The sequence below is a fragment of the Glycomyces endophyticus genome, assembly GCF_039531525.1.
Taxonomy (GTDB): domain Bacteria; phylum Actinomycetota; class Actinomycetes; order Mycobacteriales; family Micromonosporaceae; genus Glycomyces; species Glycomyces endophyticus.
Window position 1 is genome coordinate 18,828 of sequence record NZ_BAAAQF010000003.1, and the last position, 25,574, is coordinate 44,401.

The following is a 25,574-nucleotide window of genomic DNA, read 5'->3' on the forward strand; positions in this document are numbered from 1 at the left end:
ACTGCGAAGCCGATCGGCTTGACACCCCTCGCGGCGACCGGCGAGAATGGGCCCCAAACTGAACAGGCGCCAGGCGGGGGAAGTCCGGTGAAAGGCCGGCGCTGACCCGCAACGGTAGTCGCGGTCGTCCCTGGACGACAACCGAGCACCCTTCTCTTCCGCTCGGTCCACCCGCGTGAGCCCGAATGCCCGCCGCGCCCCGGAAATGTCAACGCCTGTCGTGGTCTACAGGCGCTTGCGGCGCCGCTGCTTGCCCGAAGACCCAACTCGCTCAAGGAAAGGTCAGGCAATGCGCCACCTTGCCGGCCGTCTGCTCACCGCAGCGGCCCTGCCCGTCACCCTGCTCGCCGCGGCCTCGCCCGGCCACGCCCAGACCGAACCGTTCGCCGAGCCCGCCGAGGCGGCCTCGTCCTGGCTGGTCGCGCAGTCCGACGGGACCTCCTGGAACCAGGACCCGGCGACCTCGCTCGACGCGATCCTCGCGCTCGAGGCCGCCCGCGTCGGCGGCGACCAGGTCGAGGCCTCGCTCGGCTGGCTCAACGACCCGGCGATCCTCGAACCGTACGTGAACACCGCGGCCGACGGCGCGACCGGCTTCAACGCCGGGTCGGCCGGGAAGGTCATGTACGCCGTGGCGACCGCCGGCGGCGACCCGACCGACTTCGGCGGCGTCAAGCTCGCCGAGCAGGTGACCGGGGCGCAGACCGCGAACGGCACCTACGGCGACGGCACCGCCGGATCGACCGCGTGGGCCGTGCTCGGCCTCTCGCGCACCGACACGCCCGCGACCGAGGCGGCCGCGGCCGGACTCGCCGCGATCCAGTGCCCGGACGGCGGGTTCAACTACGCGGACGTCGACGGCGGGGACGACTGCGTCTCCGACCCGGACACCACGGGCCTGACGGTCTCGGCGCTGGTGGCGCTCGGGGCCCCGGCCGCGGCCTCCCTGGAGACCGCGGTGGCCTGGCTGGAGTCGGCGCAGGGCGAGGACGGCGGGTTCGACGGCGGCTTCGGCGCGAACGCGAACTCGACGGCGATGGCCGCGCAGGCGTTCCTCGCGGCGGGCCGCACCGACGCGGCCGAGCGGGCCGTGGCGTTCCTGCTGACGCTCCAGTTCGACTGCGACGGCGCCGCGCCCGGCGCGTTCATGTACACCGACCCGGAGGACCCGGACTTCGGCGAGGCGACCCGCCTGCTGGCGACCGCCCAGGCGATCGTCCCGGTCTCGGGACAGAACCTCGCGACCCTCGACGCCTCGGGCGCGGCCGCCGACGTGCCGTCCGACCCGTGCGCCGCCCCGGCCGAAGACGACGCGACCTCCGCCTCCGCGGACGACGAGTCCGGTTCGAACTCGTGGCTGCCGTGGGCGATCGTCGCCGCGGTCGTCGTCATCGGCGCCCTGATCCTCGTCTTCGCCCTCCGCGCCCGCCGCGGCAGCGACGCCGGTGCGGCTCCGGCCGACGACGCCTCGGCGCCCGCGGGCGACGAGACGGCCGACGGCGAGTCCGCCGCGGACGAGCCGCAGGCCGACGACTCGGACGAGGGCAAGGACAAGTAGTCCCGCCCGTGCACCTGATAGAACAGCAAGCAGGCAGCGCCCGCCGGATCGGCGGGCGCTGCCTGCGCGCTGTCGCACCTAGAAGGCACCCTTGGTTCGAGGGGGCCCGGGTTCGGACACTCCCGACCTCGGGGAGCGGTGCGGCACCGCGAAACCGGGCACTCCCGGCTGTGGAGCAGGAGACCGCGCCGCGGATTCGGTTCCTTTCGCAGATCGGAGCCGCACCCCGAGGTCGGACGTTCCCGGAGTCGTTGCGCGGTGCGGCACCGCGGGATCGGACGCCTCCGGCTCCGGCGGGCAGCGCCTTCGCCTGCGGGAGGCGCTGATGCGGCGCATCCCGTCCGACTCGCCTGGCGCGCAGTCCCGAAGCTCCGGCCGCGGGGCCCGGAGCGCGCGCAGGACCGCTGCGGTCCGCCGAGCCGCCGCCCTGCTGGGTGCGGTGGTGTTCGCCGTCGCGGTCTCGGCCGGGTCGCCCGCCGGTCCGGCCCGGGCGCAGGAAGCCTGCGCCGGGGTGACCGTCGTGGTCGACTTCGGGACGCTCGGGGCCGAGCCGAGGACCGGCTGCGCCGACGCCCCGGCCGACGGGCTCGACGCGCTCGCGCAGGCCGGGTTCGCGGTCACCGAGGTCGCCTCGATCCGCGGCATGGTGTGCCGCATCGACGCGCTGCCCGAGACCGACTGCGGCGCTTCGCCTCCCGCCGACGCGTACTGGTCGTACTGGCACGCGAACCCCGGCGACGAGGAGTGGAGGTACTCGATGGTCGGCGGCGCCGACGCCTCCCCCGATGCGGGCGACCTCGAAGGCTGGGCGTTCGGCGACGGTGCCGCGCCGCCCGCGGTCGCGCCCGGCGACGCCGTCGCGGACCCGGCCCCCGAGACCGAGGCGCCGGCGCGGGACTACACGTGGATCATCGCCGTCGCCGCGCTCGCCGTCATCGGCGCGCTCGTGGTGTGGCGGCTCCGACGCGACCGGCGCGCCTGACCGTGCCGACCGCCGCCGTCCGCCCGATGCGCCGCCGCACCGCGCACCCCGTCGCCTGGTGGGGGTGGGCGCTGCTGCTCGCGACCGCCGCCGGACGGACCGGGAACCCGTGGCTGCTGCTGCTCATCGCCGCGGTCGCCGGCCTGGTCGTGGCGTTCTGCCGCGGCGACGAGCCCTGGTCGGGCGCGTACCGCGTGTTCCTCTACATCGGACTGAGTGCGGTCGTGGTCCGGATGGCGTTCTATGTCGTCTTCGGCGGCTCCGACGGGCCGACGGTCCTGTTCACGCTCCCTTCGGTGACGCTCCCGGACTGGGCGGCCGGGTTCCGGCTCGGCGGCGGTGTGACCGCCGAGGGGGCGCTCGCGGCCCTGTACGACGGGATGCGGCTGGCGGCGCTCCTGGTGTGCGTGGGCGCGGCGAACGCGCTCGCGAGCCCGCGCCGGCTCCTGCGCTCGGTCCCGGCCGCGCTCTACGAGGTGAGCGTCGCCGTCGTGGTGGCTTTGTCGGTCGCCCCGCAGCTCGTGGCCGGCGTCGGCCGGGTGCGGCGTGCGAGGGCCCTGCGCGGCAACACGAGCCGCACCCCCGCGAACCTCATGCGCACCGTCGTCGCCCCGGTTCTGCACGACGCCCTGGACCGGTCGCTGCACCTGGCCGCCGCGATGTCCTCGCGCGGGTACGGCCGCGCCGCGGGCGTCCCGCCGCAGGCCCGCCGCGCCACCGGCGCCGCGCTCCTGTTCGGGCTCTTCGGGCTCTGCGCGGGCGCGTACGCGCTGCTCGGCACGAGCACGCCCGCGCCGCTCGCGTGGGCGGTGCTGACGGCCGGGGCCGCCGCGGCCGTCTTCGGGATCGCGTTCGCCTCCAGGCGGGTCCCGCACACCAGGTACCGGCCGGACCGCTTCGGCCCCAAGGACTGGGCCGTCGTCGCCTCCGGTGCGGCGGCCGTCGCCGGCACCGTCGTCAGCCTCGCGGTCGAGCCCTCGGCGCTGTGGCCCGCCACCGCACCGCTCCACGCGCCCCCGCTGCCGCTCGCGGCCGCGGCCGGAGTCCTCCTCGCCGCCGCCCCGGCGCTCCTGGTCCCCTCCGCCCCCGAGGGCACCGCCAGCCGGGCCGGCACGGCGCCCCGCAGCAAGCCGAAGACCACACCGGACGGCGCCGCGCCGCCTCCGACTCGGCCGGAAGGGCTCCGATGACCAGCGACACCTCGGCAGAGGAGGGCACCAGATGACCGTCGACGCCATCGCGTTCGAGCACGTCGGCTTCGCGTACGGCGCGCCGCCCGCCGGGGCCGCGCCCGCCGCGGCCCGGCCGGTGCTCGACGACGTGTCGTTCGCGCTTCCCGAGGGCGAGTTCTGCCTGCTCGTGGGGCCCACGGGCGCGGGCAAGTCGACGCTGCTGAAGGCCGTGAACGGGCTCGTCCCGCGGTTCACCGGCGGCGACATGCGCGGGCGGATCACCGTCGGCGGCCGCGACGTGCGCGGGGCGACCCCCGCCGACCTCGCCGACGTCGTCGGGTACGTCGGGCAGGACCCCCTCGCCGGGTTCGTGACCGACGAGGTCGAGCTCGAACTCGCTTATACCGCCGAGCAACTCGGCGTCGCGCCTGCGTCGATGCGCAAGCGCGTCACCGAGATCGTGGACCTCCTCGGCCTCGCCGACGTGCGGGACCGGGCGCTCGCGCAGCTGTCCTCAGGGCAGCGGCAGCGGGTGGCGATCGGCGCGGCGCTCGTGGCCGGGCCGACGGCGCTCGTCCTCGACGAGCCGACCTCGGCGCTCGACCCGACCGCGGCGGACGAGGTCCTCTCGGCCCTGCACCGGCTCGTGCACGACCTGGGGATCACCGTGCTGCTCGCGGAGCACCGGCTCGAACGCGTCGTCCAGTATGCGGATTCAGCCCTCCTTCTCGACGGCGGCAAGGTCGCCGCCGGTCCTCTGGGCGAGATCCTCGCCGTCTCGCCGGTCGCGCCGCCGGTGGTCGGGCTCGGACGCCTCGCCGGCTGGCCGGGTCCGCCGGTGACGATCCGCGAAGCCCGTCGTCACGCGGGTCGGCTTCGCGAGATCCTCGCCGAACGTGCCGGAACCATAGCTCCGGGTACCGACATTCCGGCGGCGGCGCAGGCGGGGCCGCCGCTGCTGGAGGCGCGCGCGGTCACCGTCGACTACCCGGGCGTGCGGGCCGTCGCCGGAGTCGACCTGGTCGCCGCCCGCGGCGAGCGCATCGCGCTCATGGGCCGCAACGGCTCCGGGAAGTCGAGCCTCCTGTGGGCGCTGCAGGGCACCGGGAGGCGCTCGGGCGGCACAGTCGCGATCGGCGGCGCCGACCCGGCCGCGCGCAGGCCCGGGGAGCGGCGCACGCTCGCCGGGCTCGTGCCGGCCGAGGCCGCCGACCTGCTGTACGCCGAGACGGTGGCCGCCGAGTGCGCGGGCGCCGACGAGGACGGGCGCGCGCCGAAGGGCACGTGCGCGAAGATCCTCGACGACCTCGTCGAGGACGTGGACCCCCGGGTCCACCCCAGGGACCTGTCCGAGGGGCAGCGCCTCGCGCTCGCCCTGGCCGTGACCCTCACGGCTGCACCGCCGCTGCTGCTCCTCGACGAGCCGACCCGCGGCCTCGACTACCCCGGGAAGGCCGCGCTCGCGGCCCGGCTGCGGGCGCTCGCGGGGGCCGGGCACTGCGTGGTCGTCTCCACGCACGACGTGGAGTTCTGCGCGGAGTTCGCCTCGCGCGTGGTGGTCCTCTCAGACGGCGAGGTCGTCGCGGACGGTCCGGCGCGGCAGATCACGGCGGCGTCGCCGATGTTCGCGCCGCAGGTGGAGAAGATCCTCCCGGGGTGGATGACGGTGGCCGAGGTCGCGGCGGCGCTGGAGTCCGGCGATGGCTGAAGCGGACGGGCCGGGCCCGGGGGCGCGGCGACCGGGCGCGCCCGGTCCGGAGGCGTCTGCGGACCGTGCCGCCGGGCCGCTCGCGGAGGGCCGCCCCGCGGAGAGCGGGGACGTCGAGTCGGGGCCGCCCGCGGCGGCGGCGCACCGGAACCGCGTGCCGGCGCCGGGCGCGCCCCGTCCGGCGGTGCGCCGCCGCGCGGCGGTGGCGCTGGTGCTCGCGGCGGCGTTCGGGCTGGTGGCGATGTCGTGGCCGCTGCTGGCGGCTCCGGGCGGGGCGCTCACCGAGACCACTTCGGGCCCTTGGCTGTTCGCGCTGCTGCTGCCGCTGGTGACGGCCACGGTCGTGGTGCAGTTGTCCGACGGGGGCCTGGACGCGCGCGCGGTGGCGATGCTCGGGGTGCTGTCGGCGGTGGTCGCGGCGGTGCGGCCGTTCGGGGCGGGCGCGGCCGGGGTGGAGACGGTGTTCTTCCTGATCATCCTGGCGGGCAGGGTGTTCGGGGCCGGGTTCGGGTTCCTGCTGGGCTGCACGGGGTTGTTCGCGTCGGCACTGCTCACCGGCGGCGTGGGCCCGTGGATGCCGTACCAGATGTTCGCGGCGGCGTTCGTGGGCCTGGGCGCGGGGCTGCTGCCGCGCACGCCGGACACGCGGGCGGGCCGCGGCGGCGAGACCGGGCTGCTCGCGGCCTACGGGGTGGTCGCGTCGCTGGCGTACGGGCTGCTGATGAACCTGTCGTTCTGGCCGTTCGCGATCACGCAGGGGGCGCTCGCGTACGTCCCGAGCGGCGGCCTCGGCGAGAACCTGCCGCGCCTGTTCGCGTACACGATCGCGACGTCGCTGGGATGGGACGTGGGCAGGGCGGTGACCACCGCGGTGCTGCTGGTCCTGACGGGCCCGCTGCTGCTGCGGGTGCTGCGGCGCGCGGCGCGGCGCGCGAACTGGTCCTAGGCGTCGATCGAGGCGACCAGGCCGCGCAGGCCCGCGGCGATCTCGTCGGGGCCGGGCGCGGTGTCGGGGTTCGACATCCACTGCATCACCACGCCCGAGACGAGGGCGAGCTGGACGGCGCCGACGGTGCGGATCGTCTCGGCGTCGATGTCCTCCTCGACCTCGCCGGTGGCGAGCGCGGCCATGGCGGCGGTCGCGCCGGGCTGGCCCTGGGCGTAGACGGCGGCGAGCTCGGGTGAGCGCCGCGCCTGCATGAACAGTTCGAAGCTGGCCGTCCACATGGTCGGGTTCGCGCGGATGTGCTCGATGAGCAGGTGCCACACGGCCGCGAAGCGCTTCGGGCCCTTGGGTTCGTCGAGGCGCGAGAGCTGGGCCTGGAGTCCGGCGTCCCAGTCCTCGAGGGACTTGAACAGGGCCTGCTGGAGGAGGGCTTCGCGGGAGCCGTAGTGGTAGCCGATGGCGGCCATGCTCACGTTCGCCGCGGTGGCGATGTCGCGCACCGTGGTCCGGTCGTAGCCCTTCTCGAGGAGGCACTTCTTCGCGCCGTCGAGCAGCGCTTCGCGGTTTCCCATGCGGGCCACTGTAGCAGCGACCTGCGCATCCGCCTGGATCGATCGCCTTGCGCAGATTTCTGAGGCAAACGCATTGCGCAATCGCCCAAATCCTTGTTACGGTCTGCGGGACGCGGACGAACCCGTTCCGCCCGAACCGAAAGCGAGCACCCCAATGGCTTTCCCCAAGACCGCCAAGGCCGTCGCCGCGGCGTTCGCGGCCGCCGGCATCGCCGCCGCGACCGCCGTGTACGGCGCCACGGCCGCGGACGCCGCGCCCCGCGGCGTCGGCACCCTCGTGGACACCGGCCTCGGCGCGCTCCAGGGCGCCACCGACGGCGCCGTCCGCTCCTGGCTCGGCGTCCCCTACGCCGCCGCGCCCGAGGGCGACCTCCGCTGGGAGTCGCCGCAGCCCGCCGCCGCATGGGAGGGGGTGCGGGAGGCGACCGCGTTCGGCCCCGCCTGCGCCCAGGGCGCGGCGAACATGCCGACCGTCCCGAGCGAGGAGGAGGACTGCCTCTACCTGAACGTGTACGCCCCCGACTCCCACCGCGGCGACCGGCCCGTCATGGTCTGGTTCCACGGCGGCGGGAACTCGTACGGCGCCGGATCCCAGTACGACCCTTCACGACTGGTGGAGGAGGGCGCGGTCGTCGTCACCGTCAACTACCGGCAGGGCCTGTTCGGGAGCATGGCCCACCCCGCGCTCGACGAGGGCGGCGCGACCACCTCGGGGAACTGGGGGCTGGAGGACCAGCAGGCCGCGATGCGGTGGGTCCGCGAGAACGCGGAGGCGTTCGGCGGCGACGACCGGAACGTCACGATCTTCGGCGAGTCCGGCGGCGGCTACGACGTCTGCGCGCACCTGACCTCGCCGACCTCGGCGGGCCTGTTCGACAAGGCGATCATGCAGAGCTCGCCGTGCGGTGCCGACTGGGCGCCCTCCCGCGAGGAGGGCCGGGCGCGGGACGTCGGCGTCGCCGAGTCCCTGTGCCCCGGCGTCGAGGCGCTGGACGCGGTCGAGGCGTGCCTGCGGGCCCTTGAGCCCGCCGAGCTGAACGCGGCCACCGCGGGCCTGTTCGAGGTGCAGCCGGTGGTCGGCGGCCCGGTCATGCCGGTCGCCACGGCCGACGCGATCGCGGCCGGCGATGTGGCCGACGTGCCGGTCCTCATCGGGATCAACCGCGAGGAGGAGCAGCTCATGACGGGCGGCCAGGAGGTCCTCTCCGGCGAGCGGATCACCGAGGCGGACTACGTCGAGGCGCTCGGCGCGCGGTTCGGCGCTGACGCGGACGCGGTGGCGGGCGAGTACCCGGTGGGCGACTACGCGAACCCGGCGAAGGCCCTGGCGGCGGTGCTGACCGACGCGGACTGGGCGCTCCCGCTGTCGCGCACGGCCGCGGACCTCGCCGAGCACACCGACACGTACGTGTACGAGCTCGCCGCGACCGACACCCCGTGGTTCTCGGCGTTCGGCGCCCCCGAGTGGCCCACCGACTCGTACCACATGGTCGACGTGGCCTACCTGTTCGAGCCGGACTTCTTCGAGCCCCGCACCGCCGCGCAGGAGGCCGTGGCCGGCGACATGGCCGCGGCGTGGACGACCTTCGCCCGCACCGGCGACCCGGACGGCCGGGGCCGCTGGAGCGAGGGCGAGTGCGCCGCCCGCGCGTTCACGAACGACGGCGTGCGCCGCACCGACCTCGCCGAGGTCCACCACCTGGCGTTCTGGAAGGGCCTGGGCCACTAGGAGATGCGACGGCGGGCCCGAGGCTGATGCCTCGGGCCCGCACGCGTCTCCGGGCGGGCGGCACCCCGGACCGACGACGGAGCACGGGCGCCCCGGCCCGGCGCTCGCCGAACCCGCCGCCCCTGCGGTCGACCGCATCGAGACGTCGCCACCACTCCTCAGTGACGCTGGTCACTGCCGGTCACGTCCGGTCCGCCCGCCGGTTCACACGGGCAACACCATCGAACCGAACCGGAGCACTCCCATGAACATCGCCTTCACCATCGTCACCGTCGCCGCGGCCCTGTGGACCGGGTTCTCGGCCTACTCGATCTGGGCGAAGGCCCCGTACGTGGTCGAGCCCCTCGCCCACTACGGCGTCCCGCAGTCCTGGTGGTTCCTGCTCGGCCTCGCGAAGGCCGCCGGGGCCCTCGGCCTCCTCGCCGGCCTGGTCGTCCCCTGGATCGGGATCGCCGCCGCGGCCGGGCTGGTCCTGTACTTCCTCGGCGCGGTCGTCACCGTGGTCCGGGCCCGCTCGTGGGAGACCCTGGTGGCGCCCTTCCTGTACCTGGTCCCGGCCGCCGCCGCGCTCACCCTCGGCGTCCTCGCGTAGGACGGCAACGGGAAAGGGCCCGCGCGCCGCGCGGGCCCTTCCGTCGCCTCCTGCTACCGCACCCACTGCTCGTGGAGCGCGACGCCGACCTTCGGGGAGCCGATGAGCGCGAGCGGGATGAAGAACCCGATCTGCCCGAGGACGCCGATGAGGACGACGATCTCCTCCTCGGTGAGGTGCTTGCGGGCCGCGTCGACGAGCTCGTCGCTGACGCGCTCGCCGGCCGGGTTCGGGGTGTGGACGGCCTCGGCCAGGGAGAGCGCGGCCCGTTCGGCGTCGGTGAACAGCGGGGAGGTGCGCCAGGTGGCGACGGCGCCGAGCCGCTCGGCGGTGTCCTCTGACCCGGCGAAGTGGCGGGCGGTGAAGTAGCTGTCGCCGAGGAGCTGGCCGACGCGCAGCTGCACGAGGCCGACGGTGGTCGCGGGGAGGACGCCGTCGGCGTTGACCTTGTTGACGGCGGCGGCGATCTCGTTGACGACGGGCAGGTACTGGACGGGGTTCTCGATGCGGGGCTTGATGCTCATGGCGGTGTTCCTTCGCTTCCGTGGTTCGCTTGCACTCCCCTGACGGATGCCGGGCCGCCGATGTGACCGCACATCGTGCGATGCGCGTCACACGAGCGAGCGGACGACGGCGGCGAAGTCCTCCGCGAGCGGGTTCCCGGGCCGCCAGGCGAGGGCGACGCGCAGGGGCTCGGCGTCGGCGAGCGGCACCCACACGAGGTCGGGGCGGGCGTAGTAAGCGGCCATGGAGGCGGGCGCGAAGCACACGGCGGCGCCCTCGGCGACCTGTTCGAGCATCTCCTCGACGTTGTCGTTCTTGGGTCCCCACCGGGGTTCGGACCCGTCGGGGCGGGGGTTCACGGCCCACCAGTCGACCCATTCGCGGGGCGCCTTGTCGGTCCACATGAGCGGTTCGCCGTTCGTCTCGACGACGTCGACGGCGGCGCGGCCGGCGAGGCGGTGCCCGACGGGGAGGCCGACGACGCGCGGTTCGGTGTGGACGAGGGCGGACTCGCAGCCGGCGAGGTCGGCGGGGAGCCACACGAACGCGGCGTCGACGGCGCCGTCGCGCAGCGCGGCGGCCTCGCCGCCCCAGTCGAACCGCTTGGGGACGACGCGCACGCCGGGGCGGCGGCGCGCGAACTCGGCGCGGGCGCGCGTGGTGAGCTCCCCGGCGCCGCTGGCCTCGAAGCCGACGCGCAGGACGCCGCCGTGGCGGTGGCGGTCGGCGGCGGCGCGGACCCGGTCGGCGGCGGCGAGGGCCTCGGCGGCCGCCGCGATCACCTCGGTCCCGGCGGCGGTCGGCTCGACCCCGGCGGGCGTGCGGTCGAACAGCCGGACGCCGAGTTCGGCTTCGAGCCGTTTGAGCGCGTAGGAGAGCGCGGGCTGGCTGACGTAGAGGGCCTTGGCGGCCCGCCCGAGGTTCCCGTGGTCGGCGATCGCCGCCAGATACCGCAACTGCCGCAGCTCCATGCAGCGATGATAAGCCGCGTTTATGGCATCGTCGAATACCGGTATTGGACGGCCCGCGGGCACCGGGGGGATAAAAGAACGGCACACCGACGGAAGGAAACCCCATGAGCGCCAACCCCACCCGCACCGCCGAAGGCCGCGTCTGGCTGATCACCGGCACCTCCTCCGGGTTCGGCCGCGCGATCGCCGAGGCGGCGCTCGCCGCGGGCGACACCGTGATCGCGACCGCGCGCCGCCCCGAGGCCCTCGACGACCTCGCCGCCGCGCACCCGGGCCGGGTCGTGCCGGTCGCCCTCGACGTGACCGACCCGGCCCAGGTCAACGCGGTCGTCGCCGAGGCCGTCCTCTGGTACGGCCGCATCGACGTCCTCGTCAACAACGCCGGCCGCGGCCATGTGGGCGCGGTCGAGGAGACCACCGACGCCGAACTCCGGTCCCTCATGGACCTGCACTTCTTCGGGCCCGCGAACCTGGCCCGGGCGGTGCTCCCGCACATGCGCGCCAACGGCTCCGGCGCGATCGTGCAGCTCTCCAGCATGGGCGGGCGCATGTCGTTCCCGGGCGTGGGCGCCTACTCGGCCACCAAGCACGCCCTGGAGGGGCTGAGCGAGGCGCTCGCCGCCGAGGTCCGCCCGCACGGCGTCGACGTGATGATCGTGGAGCCGAGCGCGTTCCGCACCGGCTTCGCCGGCGGCGTGCACTCCGAGTCCGCGCCGGTCGAAGGGTACGAGGCGACCGTGGGGCCGTTTCGGTCCTCGTTCGCGGCGTCCGACGGGAACCAGCCGGGCGACCCGGTGAAGGCCGCGGCGGCGATCGTCGCGGCCCTCGCGGCCGACGAGGTCCCGCTGCGGCTGGCCCTGGGGGACACCGCGATCGACCGCATCCGGGAGTCGCTGCAAGCGCAGGAGGCCGAGCTGCATGCGTGGGAGCACGTCTCGCGCGCGATGGACTTCGACTAGCGCACGGTCAGCAGCCACCGCCAGCGCGGCAGCTCCGCCCACAGCGACGCGAGCGCCAGGGCGCTGAGCAGGGCCGCGGCCCACCAGGGCCAGGCGGCCCACGCGGCGGCGACCCCGGCGGCCATGGTGGCGGCGAGGATGAGGATCGTGGCCGGTCCGGGGACGGGGACCGCGGCGGTGGGCTTGTCGCCGGGGGTAGCGAACACGGCGGGGATCGCGATCGCGACGACGGCGGCGATGCCGAGGGCGAGGTGCACGTGGGCGGCGGCGGTGCCGATCGCGGCCCACGCGCCGATCTCGGTGAGGAATCGGAGGGCGGCGGCGCGGCGCCGTTTCGGGGAGGCGGCGCCGAGGTCGTGCACAGGGGCGGTGGTCACCGCTCGATGATCCCCGCCGCGGGCCGGAACGGCAACCGGGCCCGACCTGTGCAGGTCGGGCCCGGTTCGCGTCGTGCGGCCGCTACCCGATGAGGGCGCCGGCGCCGAGGAGCGCCTTCAGGTCGGCTGACAGCTCGATCGAGGGCCGCACCCGCCAGGCGTCGCCGAGGGCGAGGAGCGTGGTCTTGGGGCCGTTCGCGAGCTGGACCCGCACCTGGGCCTCGCCGCGGTGGGTCTTGAACGTGTCGGAGAGCTTCTCGATGAGCGCGGGGTTCACCGACGCGGCCCGCAGCGCGAGCGTGATCGGCGCGGAGTTCGACTCCGGGCCCGTCGACGTGTCGAGGACGGCGAGGTCCTGGGCGATGAGCTGCGCGGTGCCGTCGCGCCGGTCGAGCTTGCCCTTGACGCAGCACACGAGGTCGTCGGCGAGCGACTCGGACACCAGCTCGTACGTGTTCGGGAAGAACCGCACCTCGATGGAGCCGGCGAGGTCCTCCAGCGTGGCCGAGGCCCACAGCTTGCCCTGCTTGGTGACGCGCTTGGCGACGTTCTGGAGGATGCCGGCGACGCGCACGTTCGCGCCGTCGGGGACGTCCTCGCCGTGGAGGAGCGCGATCGGCCGGTCCGCGTTCGAGGACAGGAGCCGCTCGAACCCGTTGAGCGGGTGGTCGGAGACGTACAGGCCGAGCATCTCCCGCTCGAACCCGAGCTTGTCGCGCCGGTCCCACTCGTCGTCGGCGATGGTCAGGTCCACGCCGAGCGTGTCGGTGGTCTCCTCCATCATCCCGCCGAACAGGTCGAACTGGCCGCGCGCCTCCTCCTTCTTGATGGAGACCATCGCGTCGATCGCCTTCTCGTGCACCTCCGCGAGCCCGCGGCGGGCGTGCCCGAGCGAGTCGAACGCCCCGGCCTTGATGAGCGACTCCACGGTCCGCTTGTTGCACACCGGCGCGGGGACCTTCTGGAGGAAGTCCTTGAAGTCGGCGTACGCGCCCTTCTCCTCGCGGGCCTCGATGATCCCGGCGACGACGTTCGCGCCGACGTTCCGGACCGCGCCGAGCCCGTACCTGATGTCCCTCCCGACCGGGTGGAACATGTGCCGCGACTCGTTCACGTCCGGCGGCATGACGGTGATGCCCATGCGCCGGCACTCCGACAGGTACACGGCGGCCTTGTCCTTCGAGTCGCCCACCGAGGTGAGCAGCGCCGCCATGTACTCGGCCGGATAGTTCGCCTTCAGGTACGCCGTCCAGTACCCGACGAGCGCGTACCCGGCGGCGTGCGACTTGTTGAACGCGTACCCGGCGAACGGGAGCATGATGTCCCACAGGGTCTTGATCGACCCCTTCGAGAACCCGTTCGCCTCCATGCCCGCCTCGAACGACGCGAACTGCTTCTCCAGCACGTCGAGCTTCTTCTTGCCCATGGCCTTGCGGAGCATGTCCGCCTGGCCCATCGTGAACCCGGCGAGCTTCTGCGCGATGCGCATGATCTGCTCCTGGTAGACGATGAGGCCGTACGTCTCGGCGAGGATCTCCTCCAGGGCCTCCGCGAGCTCGGGGTGGAGCGCGACGACGTCCTGGCGCTTGTTCTTGCGGTCGGCGTAGTTGTTGTGCGAGTTCGCGGCCATCGGGCCCGGCCGGTACAGGGCGTTCACGGCGATGATGTCGTTGAACTCGGTGGGCTGCATGCGTTTGAGGAGCTCGCGCATGGCCCCGCCGTCGAGCTGGAACACGCCGAGGCTGTCGCCGCGCGACAGGAGCTCGTACGTCTTCGGGTCGTCCGTGGCGAGCGTGTCCAGGTCGAGGTCGATGCCCCGGTTGATCTTGATGGCCTCGATCGCGTCGCCGATGACGGTGAGGTTCCGCAGCCCCAGGAAGTCCATCTTCAGCAGGCCGATGTCCTCGCAGGACGGGTAGTCCCAGCCGGTGATGATCGACCCGTCGGGCCTGGCCCACATCGGGATGCAGTCGACCAGCGGCTGGGAGGAGAGGATGACCGCGCAGGCGTGCACGCCCGCGTTCCGGATCAGCCCCTCGAGACCCAGCGCGGTGTCGAAGATCGTGCGGACCTCCCCGTCGTTCTCGATGAGGCTCCGGACCTCGCCGGCCTCCTTGAACCGCGGGTGCTCGGGGTCCATGATCCCCGACAGCGGGATGTCGGTGGCCGCCACCGGCGGCGGCAGGGCCTTCGTGATCCGCTCCGCGATCGAGAACCCGGGCTGGCCGTGGTGGATGCGCGCGGCGTCCTTGATCGCGGCCTTGGTCTTGATCGTGCCGAAGGTGATGACCTGGGCGACGAACTCCTTGCCGTACTTCTCCGTCGCGTAGGTGATCATCTCGCCGCGGCGGCGGTCGTCGAAGTCGATGTCGATGTCGGGCATCGAGACGCGCTCGGGGTTGAGGAACCGCTCGAACAGGAGCCCGTGCTCGATCGGGTCGATGTTCGTGATCTTCATGGCGTACGCGACCAGCGAACCGGCCGCCGAGCCGCGGCCCGGGCCGACGTAGATCCCGATCGACCGGGCGTGCGAGATGAGGTCGGCGACCACGAGGAAGTACGACGGGTACCCGGCGTTGATGATGACGTTCAGTTCGAGCTCGGCCCGCTCGAGGTAGTCCGCGGGCACGTCCTGCCCCGGGAACCGGTCCTTGAGGCCGATCGCGACCTGCTCGCGCAGCCACGTCCCCTGGTCGTGGCCCTCCGGCACCTGGATGATCGGCATCCGGTCCTGCACGGCGAAGATGTCGTCGTACGACGAGACCATGTCGGCCACGCGCATCGTGTTCGCGCAGCCCTCCTGCCAGAAGTCGTCGCCGCGCAGCCCGTACATCTGGTCGGCCGAGCGCAGGAAGTAGCCTTCGCCGTCGAGCTTGAACCGCTTCGGGTCGTCCAGGGTCGTCCCGGACTGGACGCACAGCAGCGCCTCGTGGGTGTCCCGCTGGTCCTCGGTCACGATGTGGGAGTCGTTGGTGACCAGCGGCGGCAGGCCCAGCTTCTTCGCGAGGGTGTACAGCTCGTCCTTGACGCGCTGCTCGATGCCGATCCCGTGGTCCATGACCTCCAGGAAGTAGTTCTCGGCCCCGAAGATGTCCCGGTAGTCGGAGGCCGCCTGCATCGCCTCCTCGACCTGGCCCAGCCGCAGCCGCGTCTGCACCTCGCCGGAGGGGCAGCCGGTCGTGGCGACGATCCCGGCCGCGTTCGCGGCGATGAGCTCGCGGTCCATGCGCGGCTTGTAGTAGTAGCCCTCGAACGACGCGAGGCTGGAGAGGCGGAACAGGTTCCGCAGGCCCGCGGAGTCCTTCGCGAGCATCGTCATGTGCGTGTACGCGCCGCCGCCGGAGATGTCGTCGGGGCGCTGGCCCGGCTCGCCCCAGAACACGGGCTTCTTGTGGAACCGGTCGTGGGGCGCGAGGTACGCCTCGATGCCGATGATCGGCTTGATCCCGGTCTTCTTCGCCTGCTGGTAGAACGCGTACCCGCCGTACATGTTGCCGTGGTCGGTGAGCGCGATCGCGGGCATGCCGAGGCGCTCGGCCTCGGTGAACATGGGTTTGAGCTTCGCGGCCCCGTCGAGCATCGAGTACTCGCTGTGCACGTGCAGGTGGACGTACTGGTTCGACACGCTTCGCTCCCGCTTGACCTGTGGTGTTGTCCTCGCCGACGCCGGTCCCGCGCCCCCGCCGAGGAGCCGCTCCGGACCCTCCAGCCTAGTCCCCCTCCCGGCTCGTCCGCGCGGCCTCCGCGGCCCCGATGGGGTCCGTCCCACCCCCGCCGGCGGCCGCCTCGAAGGCCCGCCGGGTGGTGTCGTCGAGCGGGAAGAACAGCTCCACGGCGAGTTCGGCGACGGTGACGTCGCGGGGCGCGCCGAACGTCGCGATGGTCGTGAACATCGACAGGTCGCCGCGGCTGCTCCGCACCCGCAGCGGCAGCGCGATCGGGCTCGGCGAGGCCCCGTCCCAGCCGCCGTCGTCCTCGGCGACCGGCCGGTACGCGCGCACCTCCTCGATGAGCCCGGTGACGTCGGGGTGGTCGTCGACGGCCAGCTGCGCCCGCAGCCGGTCGAGGAAGTACTGCCGCACCTCCCCGAAGTTCCGCAGCCGCGGCGCGAGGCCGCGCGGGTGGAGCGCGACCCGGGCGAGGTTGACGCGGCCGCTCAGCAGCTCCGCGTCGACGCCCTCCATGAGGAACCCGGCGCCGCCGTTGAAGTCGAGGAGGTTCCCGAACCGGTCGACGACGACCGCCGGGAGCGGGTCGTGGTGCTCCAGGATCCACCCGACGGCCTCCCGGGCCACGGCGAGGCGCTCGTCCCAGTAGTCGGTCTCGGCCCAGGCGGGCGCGAACCCGGCGGCGACGAGGAGGGCGTTGCGTTCGCGCAGCGGCACGTCGAGGGCTTCGGCGAGGCGGAGCACCATGGCGCGGCTGGGTTCGGCGCGGCCGGTCTCGATGCGCGACAGGTGCCTCGCGGACACGCCGGTCTGCACGGACATCTCGAACTGGCTGAGCCGGCGGCGCTCGCGCCACTGGCGCAGGAGCCCGCCGAAGGCGGGGAGGGTCTGGACGGTCACGGCGCAACCGTAGCCGCGCCCGCGCCGCCGGGCCATGACCTCCGAGGTCATTGCGGGCCGGACCCGGCGGGTCGAGCATTGGCGGCATGCAGGGACGACCCGAGTCCCGCCCGACCCCCTTGTGGAGGAACCCATGACCGCTCTCACCGCCACCGCGACCGCTGCCGCCACCGCCGAGACCCGGCTCCGCTCGATTTTGCGCCAGGACGCCGCCGCCTGCGCGGCCTTCGGCCTCCTCATGACCGCGGGCTTCGCCCTGGTCGACTCGCTGCTGGGCCTCGGCCCGGCCTGGGCGGTGCCGTTCGGCGTGTACTTGCTCGGCTGCGCGGTCGCCCTGGCCCTGGTCGCCGGGTACCCGAACCTGGTGCGCGGCCAGGTGGTCGGCGTCGTGGTGAACAACGCCCTGGCCGCGCTCGCGCTCGCGGTGCTGCCGTTCACGGGCCTGGTGGACCTGACGGTCGCCGGCTACATCGTGATGCTGGGCGGCGCCGCGCTGGTCGCACTCTTCGCGGTCCTCGAAGCCGCCGGTGCGGCGCGGATCTAGGACGCCGGGGCCCGGGCGGCGCTGCCGCGCCGCCCGAAACCCGGTACCACTTCCCGACAGAACACGCCAAACAATCCACAGGCCTGATTCGGTTATCCACAGGCGAAAATTTAATTCTTGCCAGTTATCGCCATGTCACGGACAGTTGAGCAATGAACATGACACAGGCGCGAATCAGCATCAACGGCCCCACCGACCTGCTCACCACGGTCCCGCTGCTCCTCGGATTCACTCCCCAGCACAGCCTCGTGATCGTGGGCCTGGTCGACCGGCGCCTCCAGTGCACCTTCCGGGTCGACCTCCCGGGCTCGGCCGACCACCTCGAGCACCTGCGCGACCTCACCGGTCAGCTCAGCCTGAACGAATGCGACGAGTGCGTGATCATCGCCTACGGCGAGAAGGAGGTCGCCGAGGCCTCGATCGAACGCGCGGCCTCCCGCCTCTTCAACGCCGGTGTCACCCCGCTCGACCGCCTCCGAGTCGACCGGGGCCGCTGGTTCAGCCTCACCTGCGACAAGCCTTGCTGCCCGGCCGAGGGCACCCCGATCCCGGAGACCACGCCCGCCTCCTGCGAAGTCGCGGTCGCGGGCTGCTACGCCGCCTCCGACCGCGCGGAGATCGCCGAACAGCTCGCCCCGGCCCCGCCGGGCCGCCGTGCGGCGGTCGAACGGGCGGTCGCGGCGGCCCTCGCCGCCGAGGCCGACCTCGACTGGGCGACCCAGCGCTCCCAGGACCTCCACGCGATCGACCACTGGCTGAGCACGAACACGCTCCCCGGCCCGGAGGACACCGCCGCGATCGGCCTCGCCCTGGGCGACCTGGACATCCGCGACTACGCACTCCGCCGCATCGGCTCCGGCGCCCTCGACGCCAATCGGATCGACCTGTGGCTGTGGGTGGCCCGCCACATGGCCGACGACCTCCGCGCCCCGGCGGCCACGGTCGCGGGTTTCGCCGCCTACCGCTTCGGCAACGGCGTCCTCGCCCTGGAGGCTTTCGAGGCGGCGCTCAAGGCCAGCCCGAACTACCGCCTCGCCCAACTCCTCATGGCGGCCCTCCAGGCCGGCTACCCGCCCGCCTCCCTCACCAACATCGGCACCGCCGAACTGGAGGCCGCCGCAAGCGAGGAATGAACCCAGGCCCGGGCAGCGCTCAGGCCCAGGCGGCACTCAGGCACTCAGGCACTCAGGCACTCAGGCACTCAGGCACTCAGGCACTCACCGAACACCGAACCACCAACACCCGGCCTCCCCCGCCACTGAACCGCAACCGAACCGACAGAAGGGAACCGAATGACCACACGAGTACGCGGTGGGCGCGGTAGACGCTCTGGAACCGCTCCGGCCACAGGCCACCGCACGACGAACCTGCTCGCTAGTCTGGGTGCATGGGTGAACTCCCGAGCGATTTCGCCGCGATCCTCCTGGTCGGCGGCAAGGCCCGGCGATTCGCCGGATGCGCGAAGAGCGAACTGGTCGTCGAGGGCACCACGATCCTCGAACGGGTACTGGCGGCCTGCGGGGGCGCGGCCGCCCGGGTGGTGGTGGGCACGCGGCCCGCCGACGCCGCGGCCCTGCCCGCCGGGGCGGTTCAGGTCCTCGAGGACCCACCGGGCTCAGGCCCGGCGAGGTCGGTGCGGACCGGTCTGGAGCATGTTCCAGACGACTGCTCGCGGGTGGCGGTCCTCGCCGGGGACCTCCCGTTCCTGTCGCCGGAGGCACTGCGCCTCCTCATCGACACCGCGAACGCGGTCGGCCCCGAGTCCGGAGCGGTCTTCTGCGACAACGCCGGACGCCGGCAGTGGCTCTGCGGCGTCTGGCCGGCGGCCCCGCTCCGCCGCAACGCGGCCGAGGTCGAACCCGGAGCCCCCGCACGGCTCCTGTTCACCGGGATCGACGTCGAGACCGTGGTCTGGGAGGACGCCAGTCCGCCCCCATGGTTCGACTGCGACACCCCGCAAGACCTCGACCAGGCCCGATCCTGGGCAGCCGACCTGAAATAGCGACCGACTCACACCAGCGATACGTCGACACAGCGACACGGCACGGCGATGACCGGCCGATCGCGCCATCGCGCCATCGCGCCATCGCGCCATCGCGCCATCGCGCCATCGCCGAGTGAGAGTCGACCATCGCGGGCGGTCAACGACGACCGCCGGCCGCCGCAAAGGCGACGGCCCTCATGATCTTGCAGGCAATCGACATTCGGGGCGGGTGGGCGAGGGGGGTGGGGGGGAGGGGAGGGCCCCGGGCCGGATTCGAGCCGGAGGAGGGCCGTGCCGAGATCGAGCCAGAGCCCGGTGGGCTCCCGGTCCAGATGCGGGCCGGTCTCCGGTCTGCGCGTCGCCGATCCGGGCCGGAGGAGAGCCTTGACGACACCGAGCCGGGCCCGGTGGGCCCCCTGGTCCAGATGCGAGCCGGTCCCCGCTGGGCGCGTCGCCGATCCTCACCCCGGAGCGCCTCGGCCCGAATGCGGGCCGGCGCAATGAAACACCCCCGCGGCCGCCTGGCGGCGGCCCGGGGGTGTCGTGTCCGGAGGGGTCAGACGACGTCGAAGCGGTTGTCGAGGGCACCGGTCTGGAAGAACGTGACCGCGGCGAGCGCGATCAGGAAGACCGCGAAGCCGATCCAGTGGAGCCGGCGCCGCTCGCGCGGCGTGAAGGTCAGGATCGCGCCGCAGATCAGGCCGCCGACAAGTCCGCCGACGTGGCCGGCGAGGCTGAAGTTCATGATGATCGTCAGCACCAGGTTGAGGCCCAGGAGCACATAGATGCCCTGGTTGTCCCGCCGCAGCTTCCGGTTCACCATGATGAGGAGCCCGAATAGGCCGTAGACGGCGCCGGAGGCGCCGACCGTGAACGAGTCGTAGGAGAACAGGTACACCGCGACCGAGCCGGCGAGGCCGGACAGGAAGTACGCCGCGAGGAACCGCGCGGGACCGAGGTCGCGTTCGAGGATGCGCCCGAGCATCCACAGCACCACCATGTTGAACAGCAGGTGGATGGCGCCGAAGTGCAGGAACATCGCCGTGATCATCCGGTAGTACCCGCCCGCGGCCACGACCGGCGCGGTGATCGACGTGCCGAAGACCTCCACGGTGACCTCGGTGGAGTAGCCGGGGAGGAAGCCGATCTCGGCGCCGAGCCAGTGCAGCGGCGTCATCGCGGAGGACGTCGCCGCCGCGAGGCTGCCGCCGGCGACGAGCGCCAGCACGAACACGGCGACGTTCGCGCCGATGAGGACCTTCGTGACGGTCCCTGCCGCGCCCGCGCGGGCGCCGCCGCCGAACGACGAACGCGTCTTGCGCATCGTCCGGCGGCCCTCGGCCACGCAGTCGGGGCACTGGAACCCGACGGGGGCGTCGATCCGGCAGTCGGCGCAGATCGGCTTGTCGCAGCGCACGCAGCGCAGGTAGGTCTGGCGGTTCCGGTGGCGATAGCAGACCGGGGCCGACTGCTCTTCGCTCATCGAGTCCTTGCTACTTCTCGATGACGACGGACTCGATGACGATCTCGTTGACCGGGCGGTCCATCGGGCCGGTCGCGGTCTTGCCGATGCGGTCGACGACCGACTTGGAGTCCTCGTCGGTCACCTTGCCGAAGATGGTGTGGCGGAAGTTCAGGTGCGGGGTCGGGCCCAGCGTGATGAAGAACTGCGAGCCGTTGGTGCCGGGCCCGGCGTTCGCCATGGCGAGCAGGTAGGGCTCGCCGAAGTGGAGGTCGGGGTGGAACTCGTCGGCGAACTTGTAGCCGGGGCCGCCGCGGCCGGTGCCGGTCGGGTCGCCGCCCTGGATCATGAAGCCGTCGATGACCCGGTGGAAGATCACACCGTCGTAGTACGGGCCCGAGCCCGGCTGGCCGCTCTCGGGGTCGGTGTACTCCTTGGTCCCCTCGGCCAGGCCCACGAAGTTCGCCACGGTCTTGGGCGCGTGGTTGTCGAGCAGCTCGATGATGATGTCGCCGGCATTGGTCTTCAGCGTCGCCTTGGTCATGGCGTCCATGGTGCCAGACGGCCGAGGTTCGTCCAACTTTCTCCCCCGTTTCCCTCGACGGGTGTCACAGCCCGGTGCACGATGAGTTGTACAGGCACCTAGAGGAGGCATTCACGATGGGCTTCAGCCGACGTTCCACCACTCCCGCCCGGGAGGCAGTGGACCATTTCAAGCACGGTGTGACCTCGTTCAAGGACGCGGGCTACGCCGCGGCCCGGGGGACGAAGGAGGCGGCGGCGCCGCGGGTCAACGTCGTCCTCGCGAAGGTGGGCCTCCGCAAGCCCCCGGCACCGAAGTGGCCGTGGGTCGCCGGCGCGATCGGCGCGGGGCTCGCGATCGGCGGGGCCGTCGCGTACGTCTGGTACCGCCAGCGGACGGAGTCGATCGGGGAGCAGCTCCTCGCCGACGAACTGCTCGACGACACCGAGCTGGACGACCGGGCCCTGCAGGAGGAGCTCGTCGACAGCGTCCGGCGGTAGCGCGGCGATCCGGGGGGGACGCCGCGGCCGTCACGGCGCGACAAGTGAACAGCTCGGCCGGACGCCGGCCGGCGGCGCGGGAAGCGCCGCCGTGGCGGGAGCGGCGGCCGGGGAATCGGGGATCTGCGGCGACGCGGGTCCCCGGAACCGTTTCGGGGCCTTGGGAAGGGGCACTCCGGAAAGGGCAACGCCGGACCGGTGCCTCGCCTCGGGGGGAGTGGGCGAGTCCACCGATCCGGCGTCATGGGGGCGGGATAACGGGTACCGCCGCGGCAGGGCCGCGGCCACGCAACCGATTGTCGCGCCCCGCTCGCGTTCACGGAAGGGTGACGCGGTGGCGGTTATACGCCATGGCGCATAACCGCCATCCATTGTCGACGGAACGTCCGCGTGTGATCACGGAACGTGCGCCGGGTCAGACGCGGGAGGACTCGACGGCCTTGGCGAGGCGGCGCACACCCTCGTCGATCCGGTCGGCCTTCACGGCCGAGTAGGCCAGGCGCAGGCAGGACTCGCCGCCTTCGAGCACGAAGTCGGTGCCCTTGACGACCTGGACGCCCTCGTCGGCGGCCGCCGCGGCGACCTTCGCGCAGTCGACGCCCTCGCCGAGGTCGATCCACAGGAAGTAGCCGCCGTCGGGCACCACGAACTCGGCGTTCGGCAGGTGCGCGCGCAGCGACGCGGCGAGCTGGTCGACGCGCTCCTCCAGGGCGGCCTTGACCGTCGCGATGGAGCGGTCGAGCGCGCCCGCGGCCGCGAACTGGTAGATCGTGGCCTGCGCGAACATGTTCGGCGCGATGTACGTGTTGGTGGCGGCCGCGGCGATCGAGGCGATCAGGTCCGCGGGGCCGACCAGGTAGCCGGTGCGCAGGCCCGGGCAGACGGTCTTCGAGAACGAGCTCGCGTACACGACGCGGCCCTCGGTGTCCTGCTCGAGCATCGTCGGGAACTGCTCGCCGCGGAAGCGGATGTCGAGGTACGGGTCGTCCTCGAAGATCGTGAAGTCGTACTCGTTCGCGAGCTGGAGCAGCCGGGTCCGCTTCTCGCCCGACAGCGTCACGCCCGCCGGGTTCTGGAAGTTCGGGATGATGTGCGCCAGGGACGGCCGCACGCCGCCCTTGAGGAGCGCCTCGAGCTCGTCGACGTCGAGGCCGTCGGCCTGGACGCGCACCGGGTGGAGCTGCCCGCGGCGCTCGCGCAGCCCCAGGAGGGTCCGGTCGTACGTGGGCCGTTCGACGACCACCGCGGTGTCGGGCTTGACGAGCGCGTCGAACAGGAACGCGTCGGCCTGCATCGAACCGTTGGTGACCAGCACGTTCTCGGAATTCACGCCGTGCTTCGAGGCGATCCACTCGCGCAGCGCGGGGTAACCCACGGACGTGCCGTAGCCGGTGGTCCCGGCCGGGTCGGCGTCGAGGGCGGCCACGGCCGCGGCCTTGAGGCCCTCGGTGTCGACGATGTCGAGCGACGGGGCGCCCCGGGAGAAAGAGATGACGTCGGTGTTCGGCATGACACCAGCGTAAGCGGCCCACAGGCCGGACGTCGACCGGCATGTGCGCGGGCCATGGCGGGCCTCACCCGCCGTCACCGGGAGGGAGCGCGGGGCAGCGCCGGGCAGGGCGCGGCAGGGGCGGCTCGCCGCGCGGGCCGCGCCGCCGTGCGGACCCGGCGCGATACGGTGCAGGAGAAGCCGGTCGCACCGAGGCGGCCGACCGGCGTGCAAGCGCACAATCGAACCGAGGTCCCCGGGCGGCGAGCCGCCCGCGCGGGCCCCGAAGGAGGAGGACGATGACGTCGCTCGACCGCACGCGGGCCCCCTGGCCCTACGATTTCCTTCCCCCGATCCCGTCGTTCACGGTCGTCTCCGACGACGTCGCCGACGGCGAGACCCTCCCGGCCGCGCAGGTCGCCGGGCAGGACGTGTCCCCGCACCTGGCCTGGTCGGGCTTCCCCGCCGAGACCGTCGAGTTCGCGGTGACCTGCTTCGACCCCGACGCCCCGACCGGTTCGGGCTGGTGGCACTGGATGCTCCTGGGCCTGGACGCCTCGGTCACCGAGCTGGCGACCGGCGCGGCCGGCTCGCCGCCGCTCGGCGCGATCCAGCTGCGCAACGACTCCGGCGGGGTCGGCTTCGCCGGCGCCGCCCCGCCGCCCGGCGACCCCGACCACCGGTACCTGTTCGCCGTGCACGCCCTGAAGGACCGGATCGCGGTCGACCCGGCCTCGTCGATGGCGATCGGGGCGTTCCACCTGACGTTCAACGCGATCGCGCGGGCCGTCGTCGCCCCGGTGTACCGCAATGCCTGAGGCCGTCGTCCTCGCCGCCGCCCGCACGCCGCTCGGGCGGCGCAAGGGCGCGCTGGCGCACGTGCACCCCGTCGACCTGGCGGCGGACGCGATGAACGCGACGCTGTCGCGGTCCGGGCTCGGGCCCGACGCCGTCGACGACGTCGTCCTCGGGTGCGTCTCGCAGGTCGCGGAGCAGTCGTGGAACGTCGCCCGGAACGCGGTGCTCGCCGCGGGCTGGCCCGAGTCGATCCCCGGGACCACCGTGGACCGGCAGTGCGGCTCCAGCCAGCAGGCGGTCGCGTTCGCGGCCGCCGCGGTGCTCGCCGGGCACGCCGACGTGGTCGTCGCGGGCGGCGTCGAGTCGATGACCCGCGTCCCGATGGGCGCGACGGTGGTGCCCGACCTGGGGCTGCCGTACGGGCCGGCGGTGCGCGAGCGCTACCGGGCGCAGGTCGACGCGGACGAGCCGGTGCCGTTCAACCAGGGCGTGGCGGCCGAGCGGGTCGCCGCGAAGTACGGGATCTCGCGGGCGGCGATGGACGCGTTCGCGCTCGCCAGCCACGAGAAGGCCGCCGCGGCGGCCGACAAGGGCGCGTTCGCGGCCGAGATCGCGCCGGTCGGCGGCGTCGAGGCCGACGAGGGCATCCGGCGGGACACGAGCATGGAGCGCCTCGCGGGGCTCCAGCCGGTGTTCCAGGCGGGCGGGTCGGTGACGGCGGGGACGTCGTCGCAGATCTCCGACGGGGCGGCGGCGCTGGTGGTGACCACCGACGAGCACGCGCGGCGGCTCGGGGTGCGGCCGCTGGCGCGGATCGCGGCGGCGTGCGCGGTCGGGTCCGACCCGGTGCTCATGCTCGACGGGCCGATCCCGGCGACCGCGAAGATCCTGCGGCGCACCGGACTCGACCTCGACGAGATCGACGTGTTCGAGGTGAACGAGGCGTTCGCCGCGATCCCGCTCGCGTGGCTCGCCGAGACCGGCGCGGACGAGGACCGGCTCAACCCGAACGGCGGCGCGATCGCCCTCGGCCACCCGCTGGGCGCCTCGGGGGCTCGGCTCGCCGCCACGATGCTGCACCACATGCAGGCGACCGGCCTGCGCCGCGGCCTGCAGGTGATGTGCGAGGGCGGCGGCATGGCGAACGCGACGGTGTTCGAACTCCTCTAGGAGCCGACCGAGAAACGGAAGAACCGGATGGATCACGAATTATCGCGATAAATCCACCCTTAAGGGACCCCTGGTGCTAAGTGTACGCCGGGGGTCCGACATCGTTTCCGGGCCGAGTTCTGCGAGGAGGACTCGGGTTTTCAGGGGCGCGGGGGTGTCAGCGCCACTTGGAGAGGACGAGCAGGGCCGCGACCATGCACGAGAAGCCCACGGCCAGGTTCCAGTAGCCCCACGAGGCGACGGGGTACTCCATGCCGGAGAGGTAGAACAGCGTGAGCCATCCGATGCCGATCACGATGAGGGCGACGGCGGTGATGGGGACCCACGTCGGGCTGGGCTCGTAGGCCTCGCCCGAGGTCGTGCTCTTGCTCGTGCCGGAGCTCGAGTAGACCTTCTTCTTGCGCATGCGTGACTTCGGCATCGACGACTCTCCAACTGAGGGACATGTCCGGTCCCCAGGGTACCG

The 25,574-nt window shown here is 73.1% G+C and carries 24 protein-coding genes; 14 read left to right on the plus strand and 10 right to left on the minus strand.

What is annotated here, in order from left to right; all coding sequences use genetic code 11:
- The first annotated feature begins 289 nt into the window (after positions 1-289).
- The 5 genes from ABD419_RS02900 (at position 290) to ABD419_RS02920 (ending at position 6,366) form a co-directional block, all read left to right on the plus strand.
- Positions 290-1,558, plus strand: coding sequence for a prenyltransferase/squalene oxidase repeat-containing protein (locus tag ABD419_RS02900; RefSeq protein ID WP_344481519.1), 1,269 nt, complete (start codon positions 290-292; stop codon positions 1,556-1,558).
- A 511-nt stretch (positions 1,559-2,069) separates the two neighbouring features.
- Positions 2,070-2,540 (plus strand): hypothetical protein, encoded by a 471-nt coding sequence (locus tag ABD419_RS02905; RefSeq protein WP_344481522.1) that lies wholly within the window; start codon positions 2,070-2,072, stop codon positions 2,538-2,540.
- Positions 2,510-3,730, plus strand: coding sequence for a CbiQ family ECF transporter T component (locus ABD419_RS02910; RefSeq protein WP_344481524.1), 1,221 nt, complete (start codon positions 2,510-2,512; stop codon positions 3,728-3,730). Before ABD419_RS02905 ends, ABD419_RS02910 begins: the two co-directional genes overlap by 31 nt.
- A gap of 31 nt (positions 3,731-3,761) precedes the next feature.
- Positions 3,762-5,420: an ABC transporter ATP-binding protein gene (locus ABD419_RS02915; RefSeq protein WP_344481526.1), complete on the plus strand. Its 1,659-nt coding sequence runs from the start codon at positions 3,762-3,764 to the stop codon at positions 5,418-5,420.
- Positions 5,413-6,366: an ECF transporter S component gene (locus ABD419_RS02920; RefSeq protein WP_344481529.1), complete on the plus strand. Its 954-nt coding sequence runs from the start codon at positions 5,413-5,415 to the stop codon at positions 6,364-6,366. Before ABD419_RS02915 ends, ABD419_RS02920 begins: the two co-directional genes overlap by 8 nt.
- Here ABD419_RS02920 and ABD419_RS02925 read toward each other — a convergent pair.
- The gene (locus ABD419_RS02925) at positions 6,363-6,938 is read right to left on the minus strand and encodes a TetR/AcrR family transcriptional regulator (RefSeq protein WP_344481531.1); all 576 of its coding nucleotides are present in this window, start codon (positions 6,936-6,938) and stop codon (positions 6,363-6,365) included. The genes ABD419_RS02920 and ABD419_RS02925 overlap by 4 nt on opposite strands.
- A 154-nt stretch (positions 6,939-7,092) precedes the next feature.
- Between ABD419_RS02925 and ABD419_RS02930 the strand changes: the two genes are divergently transcribed.
- Together ABD419_RS02930 and ABD419_RS02935 are read left to right on the plus strand one after the other, a co-directional pair.
- Complete coding sequence (locus tag ABD419_RS02930) at positions 7,093-8,667, plus strand: carboxylesterase/lipase family protein (RefSeq protein ID WP_344481533.1); 1,575 nt, start codon at positions 7,093-7,095, stop codon at positions 8,665-8,667.
- 244 nt (positions 8,668-8,911) lie between these two features.
- The gene (locus tag ABD419_RS02935) at positions 8,912-9,259 is read left to right on the plus strand and encodes a DoxX family protein (protein WP_344481536.1); all 348 of its coding nucleotides are present in this window, start codon (positions 8,912-8,914) and stop codon (positions 9,257-9,259) included.
- Positions 9,260-9,312: 53 nt separating this feature from the next.
- Here the strand turns inward: ABD419_RS02935 and ABD419_RS02940 are convergent, their stop codons facing one another.
- Together ABD419_RS02940 and ABD419_RS02945 are read right to left on the minus strand one after the other, a co-directional pair.
- Positions 9,313-9,783: a carboxymuconolactone decarboxylase family protein gene (locus ABD419_RS02940; protein ID WP_344481539.1), complete on the minus strand. Its 471-nt coding sequence runs from the start codon at positions 9,781-9,783 to the stop codon at positions 9,313-9,315.
- 87 nt (positions 9,784-9,870) lie between these two features.
- Positions 9,871-10,734, minus strand: coding sequence for a LysR family transcriptional regulator (locus tag ABD419_RS02945; protein WP_344481542.1), 864 nt, complete (start codon positions 10,732-10,734; stop codon positions 9,871-9,873).
- Positions 10,735-10,838: 104 nt separating this feature from the next.
- Here ABD419_RS02945 and ABD419_RS02950 point away from each other — a divergent pair, with 104 nt between their 5' ends.
- Positions 10,839-11,693, plus strand: a complete 855-nt coding sequence (locus tag ABD419_RS02950; protein WP_344481543.1) for an oxidoreductase — start codon at positions 10,839-10,841, stop codon at positions 11,691-11,693.
- On the opposite strand, the gene ABD419_RS02955 is transcribed toward ABD419_RS02950, so the two are convergent.
- From ABD419_RS02955 to ABD419_RS02965, 3 genes are all read right to left on the minus strand, one after another.
- The gene (locus tag ABD419_RS02955; RefSeq protein ID WP_344481544.1) at positions 11,690-12,070 is read right to left on the minus strand and encodes a hypothetical protein; all 381 of its coding nucleotides are present in this window, start codon (positions 12,068-12,070) and stop codon (positions 11,690-11,692) included. The genes ABD419_RS02950 and ABD419_RS02955 overlap by 4 nt on opposite strands.
- An 82-nt stretch (positions 12,071-12,152) precedes the next feature.
- Complete coding sequence (dnaE, locus tag ABD419_RS02960; RefSeq protein WP_344481546.1) at positions 12,153-15,695, minus strand: DNA polymerase III subunit alpha; 3,543 nt, start codon at positions 15,693-15,695, stop codon at positions 12,153-12,155.
- Between the two features lie 85 nt (positions 15,696-15,780).
- Positions 15,781-16,638, minus strand: a complete 858-nt coding sequence (locus ABD419_RS02965) for a helix-turn-helix domain-containing protein (RefSeq protein ID WP_344481548.1) — start codon at positions 16,636-16,638, stop codon at positions 15,781-15,783.
- A gap of 133 nt (positions 16,639-16,771) precedes the next feature.
- Between ABD419_RS02965 and ABD419_RS02970 the strand changes: the two genes are divergently transcribed.
- The 3 genes from ABD419_RS02970 (at position 16,772) to mobA (ending at position 19,184) form a co-directional block, all read left to right on the plus strand.
- Positions 16,772-17,182 carry a hypothetical protein gene (locus ABD419_RS02970; RefSeq protein WP_344481550.1) on the plus strand — a complete coding sequence of 137 codons (411 nt, stop codon included), beginning with the start codon at positions 16,772-16,774 and terminating at the stop codon, positions 17,180-17,182.
- A 152-nt stretch (positions 17,183-17,334) separates the two neighbouring features.
- On the plus strand, positions 17,335-18,315 hold the full coding sequence (locus tag ABD419_RS02975) for a DUF4192 domain-containing protein (protein WP_344481553.1): 981 nt from the start codon (positions 17,335-17,337) through the stop codon (positions 18,313-18,315).
- A gap of 254 nt (positions 18,316-18,569) precedes the next feature.
- On the plus strand, positions 18,570-19,184 hold the full coding sequence (mobA, locus tag ABD419_RS02980; protein ID WP_344481555.1) for a molybdenum cofactor guanylyltransferase: 615 nt from the start codon (positions 18,570-18,572) through the stop codon (positions 19,182-19,184).
- A gap of 538 nt (positions 19,185-19,722) precedes the next feature.
- Here mobA and ABD419_RS02985 read toward each other — a convergent pair.
- Both ABD419_RS02985 and ABD419_RS02990 read right to left on the minus strand, forming a co-directional pair.
- The gene (locus ABD419_RS02985) at positions 19,723-20,649 is read right to left on the minus strand and encodes a rhomboid family intramembrane serine protease (protein ID WP_344481557.1); all 927 of its coding nucleotides are present in this window, start codon (positions 20,647-20,649) and stop codon (positions 19,723-19,725) included.
- A 10-nt stretch (positions 20,650-20,659) separates the two neighbouring features.
- Entirely contained in the window at positions 20,660-21,172 is a 513-nt protein-coding gene (locus tag ABD419_RS02990) for a peptidylprolyl isomerase (protein ID WP_344481560.1), read from the minus strand.
- Between the two features lie 179 nt (positions 21,173-21,351).
- Here ABD419_RS02990 and ABD419_RS02995 point away from each other — a divergent pair, with 179 nt between their 5' ends.
- Positions 21,352-21,651, plus strand: a complete 300-nt coding sequence (locus ABD419_RS02995; protein WP_344481562.1) for a hypothetical protein — start codon at positions 21,352-21,354, stop codon at positions 21,649-21,651.
- Positions 21,652-22,066: 415 nt separating this feature from the next.
- On the opposite strand, the gene ABD419_RS03000 is transcribed toward ABD419_RS02995, so the two are convergent.
- Positions 22,067-23,185 (minus strand): aminotransferase-like domain-containing protein, encoded by a 1,119-nt coding sequence (locus ABD419_RS03000; protein ID WP_486327366.1) that lies wholly within the window; start codon positions 23,183-23,185, stop codon positions 22,067-22,069.
- Positions 23,186-23,439: 254 nt separating this feature from the next.
- On the opposite strand from ABD419_RS03000, the gene ABD419_RS03005 reads away from it, so the two are divergent.
- Together ABD419_RS03005 and ABD419_RS03010 are read left to right on the plus strand one after the other, a co-directional pair.
- Entirely contained in the window at positions 23,440-23,958 is a 519-nt protein-coding gene (locus ABD419_RS03005) for a YbhB/YbcL family Raf kinase inhibitor-like protein (protein ID WP_344481567.1), read from the plus strand.
- Positions 23,951-25,108, plus strand: coding sequence for a thiolase family protein (locus ABD419_RS03010; protein ID WP_344481569.1), 1,158 nt, complete (start codon positions 23,951-23,953; stop codon positions 25,106-25,108). Before ABD419_RS03005 ends, ABD419_RS03010 begins: the two co-directional genes overlap by 8 nt.
- 157 nt (positions 25,109-25,265) lie before the next feature.
- On the opposite strand, the gene ABD419_RS03015 is transcribed toward ABD419_RS03010, so the two are convergent.
- Positions 25,266-25,529: a cell division protein CrgA gene (locus ABD419_RS03015; protein WP_344481571.1), complete on the minus strand. Its 264-nt coding sequence runs from the start codon at positions 25,527-25,529 to the stop codon at positions 25,266-25,268.
- Positions 25,530-25,574 lie beyond the last annotated feature (45 nt).